General features: G+C 66.9%; 6 protein-coding genes. 2 read left to right on the top strand and 4 right to left on the bottom strand.

Annotated features, from left to right (window positions below):
• The first annotated feature begins 399 nt into the window (after positions 1 to 399).
• Together E3T31_RS17170 and E3T31_RS17165 are read left to right on the top strand one after the other, a co-directional pair.
• Positions 400 to 1,650 (top strand): low temperature requirement protein A, encoded by a 1,251-nt coding sequence (locus E3T31_RS17170; protein WP_166788551.1) that lies wholly within the window; start codon positions 400 to 402, stop codon positions 1,648 to 1,650.
• Positions 1,651 to 1,865: 215 nt separating this feature from the next.
• Positions 1,866 to 2,249 carry an ATP-dependent DNA ligase gene (locus E3T31_RS17165; RefSeq protein WP_241978079.1) on the top strand — a complete coding sequence of 128 codons (384 nt, stop codon included), beginning with the start codon at positions 1,866 to 1,868 and terminating at the stop codon, positions 2,247 to 2,249.
• A gap of 105 nt (positions 2,250 to 2,354) precedes the next feature.
• Here the strand turns inward: E3T31_RS17165 and paaZ are convergent, their stop codons facing one another.
• The 4 genes from paaZ to E3T31_RS17145 all read right to left on the bottom strand — a co-directional run.
• Complete coding sequence (gene paaZ, locus E3T31_RS17160; protein ID WP_134470607.1) at positions 2,355 to 4,412, bottom strand: phenylacetic acid degradation bifunctional protein PaaZ; 2,058 nt, start codon at positions 4,410 to 4,412, stop codon at positions 2,355 to 2,357.
• Positions 4,413 to 4,578: 166 nt separating this feature from the next.
• Positions 4,579 to 5,472 carry a 3-hydroxyacyl-CoA dehydrogenase family protein gene (locus E3T31_RS17155; protein WP_134470605.1) on the bottom strand — a complete coding sequence of 298 codons (894 nt, stop codon included), beginning with the start codon at positions 5,470 to 5,472 and terminating at the stop codon, positions 4,579 to 4,581.
• Positions 5,473 to 5,518: 46 nt separating this feature from the next.
• Positions 5,519 to 6,703 (bottom strand): thiolase family protein, encoded by a 1,185-nt coding sequence (locus E3T31_RS17150; protein WP_134470603.1) that lies wholly within the window; start codon positions 6,701 to 6,703, stop codon positions 5,519 to 5,521.
• A gap of 173 nt (positions 6,704 to 6,876) precedes the next feature.
• The coding region (locus E3T31_RS17145) for a DEAD/DEAH box helicase (protein ID WP_241978078.1) at positions 6,877 to 8,397 on the bottom strand (1,521 nt) is incomplete at its 5' end.

Here is an 8,397-nt window from a genome sequence, read left to right as displayed (position 1 = left end):
GGCCGGAAAGCACTGCGGCTTTCCGCACCTTTGGGGTACGTATAGATACATTACGGCCAGACCACCCACCCGTCAAAACGCCCCCCACCCGGGCGTGTCGCACCGCTCCGCACCCACTCCCCCACCCAGCCGCAGGGCCGGCAACGCAGACCAGCTCACGCCGGTCGTATGGCAATCTCGACAAGCTCGATCAACGAAAAGGGGCGCGTTCCGCAGACCGACCCGCGATGGCCGGGCAGCCGGGCCCACCGTATGAACGTGGACTCAGTTTCTAGACCGGGACCGGCCCCGTGCAGAAGTGAGTGCGCGGCCCGGCATACGGGGACGCTTATAGGAGGGCTGAAGCATGGGAGCGGAATTGGAACTGCGGATGTCGGGGGCTTGCGGGAGACTGGGGACGTGAACCGATCATCGAAGACGACGCAGCAGCATCCGTTTGAGCATCGCGCCTGGATTCTGCGTCTCGGGTTTCGGCGAAGCCTGCTGCGGCCGGAGGACACCGAGCGCAGCGAGCGCGTCACCTACATCGAGTTGTTTTTCGACCTCATTTTCGTCTTTGCGCTGACTCAACTCTCGCGCTATTTGTATGCCAACCAGTCCTGGGTGGGTGCACTGGAGTCGATCATTCTCGTGCTCGCCCTGTGGTGGCTGTGGGTGTATACGACCTGGGTGACCAACTGGCTCGATCCGGCCAGGCTGCCGGTGCGCGGTGTCGTCATCGGCCTCTCCCTCGTGGGTCTCGTGATCAGTACCTCGATCTACGATTCCTTCGGTGATCAGGGGCTGATCTTCGCCATCGCGTATGTGGCCTTGCAACTCGGGCGCACGGTGTTCATGGTGCTGGCCCTCGCCCGGCACGATCCGGCCCTGCACGCGACGTTTTTGCGCATTCTGCTCTGGCTGTCGGCAGCCGGCGCCTTCTGGATCGTCGGGGCGCTGCTGCCGCTGACCTATCGCCTGCCGGCCTGGCTCATCGCCCTCGCCATCGAGTACGGGTCCGCAAGCCTCGGGTTTCGCGTTCCCGGGCTGAAAGCACCCGGTGTCGACGACTGGGATGTCTCCGGCCCGCATATTGCCGAGCGCAGCGCCCTGTTCGTGATCATCGCGATCGGCGAGTCCTTTTTGGTGACCGGGTTTGCATTTGTCGACCAGGAGGCATCCGCTTTGGGGATTGCCGGTCTGTTTCTCGCCTTTGTGAACGGCGTGGCCATGTGGTGGCTCTATTTCGATCACGGGGAGCGTGCCGGGAGCAAGGCAATCGCCGCGTCGAGCGAGCCGGGCCGCATCGCTCGACTCGCCTATACCTACGTGCACGCGATCGTCATCGCCGGAATCGTGCTGACCTCGGTCGCGGACAAATCAGTGCTCGAGCATCCGGAGGATGTCATGACACTTCCGGTGGCCGTCACCCTGGTCGGTGGGCCGCTGTTCTACCTCGTCGGGCTGCTGCTGTTTCGCTGGATCGTCGCGCGCACCGTGCTTGTGTCGCACGTCGTCGGAATTGCCGCGCTCGCCGTGGCCGGTGCGGCCGCCGCCCTCGTGACTCCGCTCGGGCTGGGCGTCGCGACCTCGGTCATTCTGGTTGCCGTGGCAGCCTGGGAGACGATCGCGCGCGTTCGCGCCGGCACCACAGACGACGACGCCGGTTGAATCACGAGAGTGCTGAGCGGATGCCGGGCCCACCCTACGAACGCGGGCCCAGTTTCTAAGCTGGGCTCAGGTTCCGGGCCCAGGCCTCGGACGAACTGGAGCCCAACCCGGAACGAACTGGGGGTGCAAGTGAGGCCGTTGGCCTCTAGTGCTCTCCTGGCGCGGCCGAGATACTGAGACGAGGCGACATTGCTGATTTTGATTGGAAGGCACTCATGGGCTCTCTTACGTATGACCGAGTCATCGTGGAGATCGACGACCGCACCCTGGCCCACCTGCAATTGGTGATCGTTCAGAAGCTGCGCCGCGGCGAGAGCTTTCTGCTGTCCTGGCGCGATGCCGCTGAGGTGGGGTCCGGGCGCAGTTCGATCTGGCTCAATCCCGCTATTCCGCTCTACTTCAAGTTCGTGGGAGGTCAGGCGGCCACCCTCAACCGCCAGTGGATCGAAGACCTGAGCCGTTCGGCCAACAGCGCCCAGGGACTCGTCATAGTGAGCGAGGACGACTCCATGCCGGACACGCCTCTGTCGCCGCGACCCAGGACTACCGTCACCGCCCGTGCGTCCACGCGCGGAACCACCGTGCCCCTGCCCGTGTAGCGAGCGGGCTCAATCACGACCGAGGGGCGCGCCCGACCGCGGACCGAGCTCACGACTGCGGGCCCGCGCTCGATGCGCGGGCCCGCCCGAATTACCTGTTGGAAGTTAGTGCTTGGCAACCAGGGTGAGCACGTCGTAGGACGCGACCAGCTCGTCGTTCTGGTTGGTCAGCACGGCATCCCAGCGCACCTCGCCATACTCGTCGGTCTCGCGCGGAGTGATCTGCTTCGCGGTGAGCGCGACGCGGATACTGTCGCCGGGCGAAACCGGCGTGACAAACTTCAGGTTCTCGAGGCCGGAGTTGGCGAGTACCGGCCCGGGTGCCGGATCGACAAACAGGCCAGCGGCCCAAGAGACGAGCAGGTAGCCGTGCGCCACCCGGCCAGGGAAGAACGGGTTGGCTGCGGCCGCCTCCTCGTCCATGTGGGCGTAGAAGGTGTCGCCGGTGAACTGGGCGAAGGTCTCGATGTCCCCAAGGGTCACCGTGCGCGAGTCCGAGACGATCTGGTCGCCGATTACGAGTTCGGCCAGGCTCTTTCGAAACGGATGCGTGTCGCCGGCTCGCGCCGACGCGCCCTGGTGCCAGATCCCGGTGATGGCCGTCAACATCTCGGGTGAGCCCTGAATGGCGGTGCGCTGCATGTGGTGCAGCACCGCGCGGATGCCGCCGAGCTCTTCGCCGCCGCCGGCCCGGCCTGGGCCGCCGTGCACGAGCTGCGGCACCGGCGAACCGTGCCCGGTCGAGGTGCGGGCGTCATCGCGGTCGAGCACGAGCACCCGACCGTTGAAGGCCGAGATGCCGGTCATCAGGGCGACGGCCACTGACGGGTCGTGCGTGGCGATGCTGGTCACGAGTGATCCGCCGCCGCGCCGAACGAGGGCGATGGCCTCATCGATGGTGTCGTAGCCGAGCACGCTCGAGACCGGGCCAAAGGCCTCGACCTCGTGCACGGCGGCGGCCGACGCGTCGTCAAAGCGCAGCAGCAACGGCTCGACGAAGGCACCGTCGGGAGCGGGCGCGATCGTGCCATCCGCGTGCAGCACAGCGGGGGCATCCCTTTGGCCGACGACCAGCTTGCCGCCGGCCTCCTGCAGGCGAGCGACCTGCTTGAGCACCTCGAGGCGCTGGGCAGTGGAGGCGAGCGGGCCCATGGTGACGCCATCGGCCCGGGGGTCACCGAGCACGATGCGTTCGGTGATGCGCGCCTGGACGGCCGCGACGACGTCGTCCATGACCGCACGCGGCACGATGACGCGGCGGATGGCGGTGCACTTCTGGCCGGCCTTGACTGTCATTTCGGTGACGACCTGCTTGACGAACGCGTCGAATTCGGGGGTTCCGGCGGCGGCATCCGTTCCGAGAATCGAAGCGTTGATCGAGTCAGTCTCGTTGGTGAAGCGCACTCCGCCGGTCTGCACGGAGTCGCTCGCGCGCAGTTTCTCGGCGGTCGAGGCCGATCCGGTGAAGGCGACGAGGTCGCCGAGACGCACGTCGTCGAACAGGGTCGGCACGCTGCCGGAAACGAGCTGCAGCGAGCCCTCGGGCAGCAGGCCGGAGTCGGCGAGGATGCGCACGAAGGCCTCGGCCAGGTAGCCGGAGGGCGTCGCGGGCTTGACCACGGTGGGCACGCCGGCCAGGAAGGCCGGCGCGAACTTCTCGAGGGCGCCCCAGACCGGAAAGTTGAACGCGTTGATCTGCACGGCCACGCCGGGCAGGCGGGAGTAAATATGGCGGGCGATGAAGGAGCCGTCCTTGGAGAGCGGCTCGACCGGCCCGTCAACGTAGACGCGGGCATTCGGCAGCTCCCGGCGGCCCTTCGAGGAGTAGCTGAACAGCACGCCGATGCCGCCGTCGATGTCGACCCAGGAGTCGACCTTGGTGGCGCCGGTCCGGCTGGAGAGCGCGTAGAGCTCTTTCTTATGCTCGGTCAGCAGCAGCGCCATTTGCTTGAGCAGCACGGCACGCTGGTGAAAGGTGAGCTCGCCGAGGGATTTCTGGCCGACCGTGCGGGCGTACTCGAGCGCTGCGGTGAGGTCGAGGCCGTGGGTGCTGACCCGGGTGACGACGTCACCGGTGGAGGCGTCGCAGACATCGACCGCGTTATCTTCGGTATTGGGGGTCCACCAGGCGCCCTGGACGTAGCTGGGCAGAATGGTCGTCATGGGGTCTCCTCGGCGGGCGTACGGGGTGCGTTTTCGAGATTGGGTCGCGTTGTCGGAATGGCGGTCTCGATATTCAGGCCTTGGATCGAGCCTGTCGAGATTTCGACCAGCGGAATGGTGACGTTCCTAAGGTCGGGTTGCACTGTCGGGGCGGCGGGGTTGGCCATCAGGCTTCGTCCCAGCGGTAGAAGCCCTGGCCGGACTTGCGGCCAAGCTTGCCCTCGGCCACGAGTTTGCGCAGCAGCGCGGGCGGTTCGAAGCGGGCGCCGAGCTGTTTGTGCAGGTATTCGGCGATTCCGAGCCGCACGTCGAGCCCCACCAGGTCGGTCAGTTTCAACGGTCCAACCGGATGCTTGTAGCCGAGCATCATGGCGGCGTCGATATCCGAGGCGCTCGCGACTCCCTCTTCGAGCATGCGGATGGCCTCGAGTCCGAGGGCCACTCCGAGCCGGGAGGAGGCGAATCCGGGGGCATCGCTGACGGTGATCGGAGTCTTGCCGAGTGCGGAGACCCAGCTTTGGGCATCCGCTACCAATTCAGCCGAGGTCGCGCTGCCGGTGACCAGTTCGACCAAGTTCGAGGCGGGAACCGGGTTGAAGAAGTGCAGGCCGAGAAAGCGGGCCGGACGTTTCAGCTCGTAGGCGAGGTCGTCGATCGAGATCGAGGAGGTGTTGCTGGCGAGCGCGGCGTCATCGGGAAGCTCTGCTTCGACCCTTTGCAGGGCGTCGACCTTCAGCGCGCGTATCTCGGGGACGGCCTCCACGACAAGTTCCCGGTCGCTGAACAGACCGACGTCGGCGCCGACGGCGAGGCGGGCCTCGAGTTCGGGGCGGGTTTCGCCGGTGGCCCCGCGGGCGATGCTCGCGTCGACGGCGCGCAGCACACGCTCGCGCGCGGTATCCGCTTCGGTGTCGTTGCGTTCAACCAGTACCACGTGGGCACCGGCCAGCAGGAAAGCGTGGGCAATGCCGGCGCCCATGCGCCCGCCGCCGAGCACGCCAACCCGGTCGGGCACGCCGTATTCGCCGCGATCACCGAGCTCCAGTTCAGAAACAGACATCAGATATCCTCCACAGTGACGATTACGGCGGCCGTGCCTTTCGACACTAGACCCGCTCCAGAATGAGGGCCGAGCCCTGGCCGACGCCGATGCACATCGTGGCGAGGCCATGCCCGGCATTTTCCCGTTCCATGCGGGCCAGCAGGGTCACGACCAGGCGCGCTCCGCTTGATCCCAGCGGATGCCCGAGCGCGATCGCCCCGCCATCCCGGTTGACGATCTCCTCATCGAGGCCGAGGCGACGGATGCAGGCGATGGACTGGGTGGCGAAGGCTTCGTTGAGCTCGATCGCCCCGAGGTCGGCGATGTCGAGGCCGCTGCGCTCGAGGGCACGCTGGGTGGCGACGACCGGGCCGAGGCCCATGATCTCGGGGGCCAGGCCGACGCTCGCGCCGACGACGACGCGGGCGCGCGGCGTCAGGCCGTACTTTTTCACGGCCTCACCGCTCGCGACCAGAATCGCCGAGGAGCCGTCGTTGAGCGAGCTCGCGTTGCCGGCCGTGACGACGGAGCCGCCCGCGACGATGGGGCGCAGGGCGGCGAGGCCCTCGAGGGTGGTGTCCCGGCGCAGGCCCTCATCGACGAGCACCTCGCCCTTTTTGGTGGGCACGCCGACGATTTCGTCAACGAAGTGGCCAGCATCGATCGCGGCAGCGGCGCGCTGATGGCTGCGGAGGGCAAAGGCATCCGCTTCTAAGCGGGTAATGCCGTCGAGCCGGGCGACCTCCTCGGCCGTCTCCGACATGGAGAAGGTGGCCTTGTCGCGGGCGGCGAGTTTGGGGTTGACGAACCGCCAGCCGATGGAGGTGTCGAACTGGGCGCCGGGCTTGGCCCAGGGGCGCTCGGGCTTGGCCTGCACCCAGGGTGCGCGGGTCATTGATTCGACGCCGCCAGCGATCATGACGTCGGCGTCGCCGGCGCGGATCGCCTGGGCGGCCATCGTGATGGCGGACATTCCGGAGGCGCAGAGCCGGTTGACGGTAATTCCGGGTACGTGGTCGGGCAGCCCGGCGAGCAGCCCTGCCATGCGGGCGACGTTGCGGTTATCTTCGCCGGCCTGGGTGGCGGCGCCGAAGATGATCTCCTCGATCAGGCCGGGGTCGATGCCGGCGCGGCGTACGACCTCGCCGACGACGAGCGCGGCTAGGTCGTCGGGACGAACCGTGGCCAACGCTCCGCCGTAGCGGCCTACGGGGGTGCGTGCTCCTCCAACGAGGTAGGCCTCGGCCATATTCTCTCCTGACGACGGTGTCTGCGTGTGGCTGCGGGAACGATCGCTAACTTACCGATCGTTCGGAAAGTAATTCTGGCAGACGCGGCCGGGTTCGCACAACCCGCTGGGCGCCGGGCGCGAAAAAGGGGCACCCGCCGGTTGGCGAGTGCCCCTTTTAGTTCAAACGGATGCTAGATGTTGGCGAGTTCGCGTACAGCCGCGTCACCGGGGGTGGCGGAGGTGTAGCTCGCGTCAATCTCGGCACGGTCGAGCAGCTCGTCCATGCGGCGCTTGCGCTGCTTGGGGATGAGCGTCACGACGGTTCCGGTCTTGCCCGCGCGGCCGGTCCGGCCGGCACGGTGCAGGTACGTCTTGTACTCGTCGGGGGCGTCGGCCTGGATGACCAGGTCGATGTCGTCAACGTGGATTCCGCGAGCAGCGACATCCGTTGCGACGAGCACGTTGACCCGGCCACTCGTGAGCATCTGCAGGTTACGGGTACGACGGGCCTGGTTGAGGTCACCGTGCAGACTGGTGGCCTTGACCCCAGCGTCTTCGAGCTGGTCGGCGAGCTGCTCAGCGTAGGCCCGGGTGCGGCTGAAGATGAGCGTCTTGCCCTCACGGTTGACGAGCTCTTCGATGATGCGGCTCTTGTCGCGGTGTTCGATGACGAGCACGCGGTGGTCGATCGTGGAGGACGCCTGGTCTTCGCCGGCGACCTCGTGCACGGCCGGGTTGGTCAGGAATTCCTTGACCAGCGAGGCAACGCCCTTGTCGAGGGTGGCGGAGAAGAGCAACTTCTGGCCGCCGGCCTTGGTCTGACGCAGGATGCGCTGCACGGGCTCGAGGAATCCGAGGTCGCACATGTAGTCGGCCTCGTCGAGCACAGTGATAACGACTTCGCTCAGGTCAAGGCGACCCTGGTCAATGAGGTCTTCGATGCGTCCGGCGGTGCCAACGATGATGTCGACGCCGCGCTGGAGGGCGCTCACCTGACGGTACTGCGGAACTCCGCCGTAGATCTGGGTGGTGAAGAGGCCGACGCTGCGGGCGATGGGCTGCACGGTGCGGTCAATCTGCAGCGCGAGCTCACGGGTCGGGGCCAGGATGAGCGCGCGCGGCTTGCGGGCGTGCTTGCGGTCCTTGGCGCCGTTGTTCTCCATGAGCTTTTCAACCAGGGGAGCAGCGAAGGCGATGGTCTTGCCGGATCCGGTCTTGCCACGGCCGAGTACATCGCGACCGGCGAGAACGTCGGGGATGGTCGCGGCCTGGATCGGGAACGGGGCCGGAGCGCCGAGGGTGGCGAGCTCGCGAACGATGTTCTCGCCGAGGCCGAGGTCGCCGAAGGTTACGCCGACAACGTCGGACGCGGTCGTTGCAATGGCTTCGAGACGCTCGAGGACGACGTCTTCGCCACCGGCGAAGGTGGGCTTGACACCCTCTTCGCTGCGCTTCGGGTAGAACTTGCTGTCGCCGTCGCTGGGACGGTCGTTGCCGAAGTCGCGACGGGGCGGGCGGTCATCGTTGGAGCGGCGCGGGGCGCGGTCTTCGAAGCTGCGCGGGGCGCGGTCTCCATACGAGGGACGCTCGGCGCGGGGAGCGCTGTTGCGGTCACCATAGGACGGACGCTCGGTACGAGCCGGGCGGTCGTTGTTGTAGGCCGGACGGTCGGTGCGCGGCGCACGGTCACCATAGGACGGACGCTCGGTACG

Source organism: Cryobacterium sp. TMS1-13-1 (assembly GCF_004403125.1).
GTDB lineage: Bacteria > Actinomycetota > Actinomycetes > Actinomycetales > Microbacteriaceae > Cryobacterium > Cryobacterium levicorallinum.
Note: the sequence above shows the minus strand (reverse complement) of the source record. Positions and strands in the feature narration are given on the sequence as shown.

Coding starts and splice junctions, on each gene's coding strand:
- E3T31_RS17165 (WP_241978079.1), top strand. CDS start 1,866: ATGGGCTCTCTTACGTATGACCGAGTCATCGTGGAGATCGACGACCGC.
- E3T31_RS17155 (WP_134470605.1), bottom strand. CDS start 5,472: ATGTCTGTTTCTGAACTGGAGCTCGGTGATCGCGGCGAATACGGCGTG.
- paaZ (WP_134470607.1), bottom strand. CDS start 4,412: ATGACGACCATTCTGCCCAGCTACGTCCAGGGCGCCTGGTGGACCCCC.
- E3T31_RS17150 (WP_134470603.1), bottom strand. CDS start 6,703: ATGGCCGAGGCCTACCTCGTTGGAGGAGCACGCACCCCCGTAGGCCGC.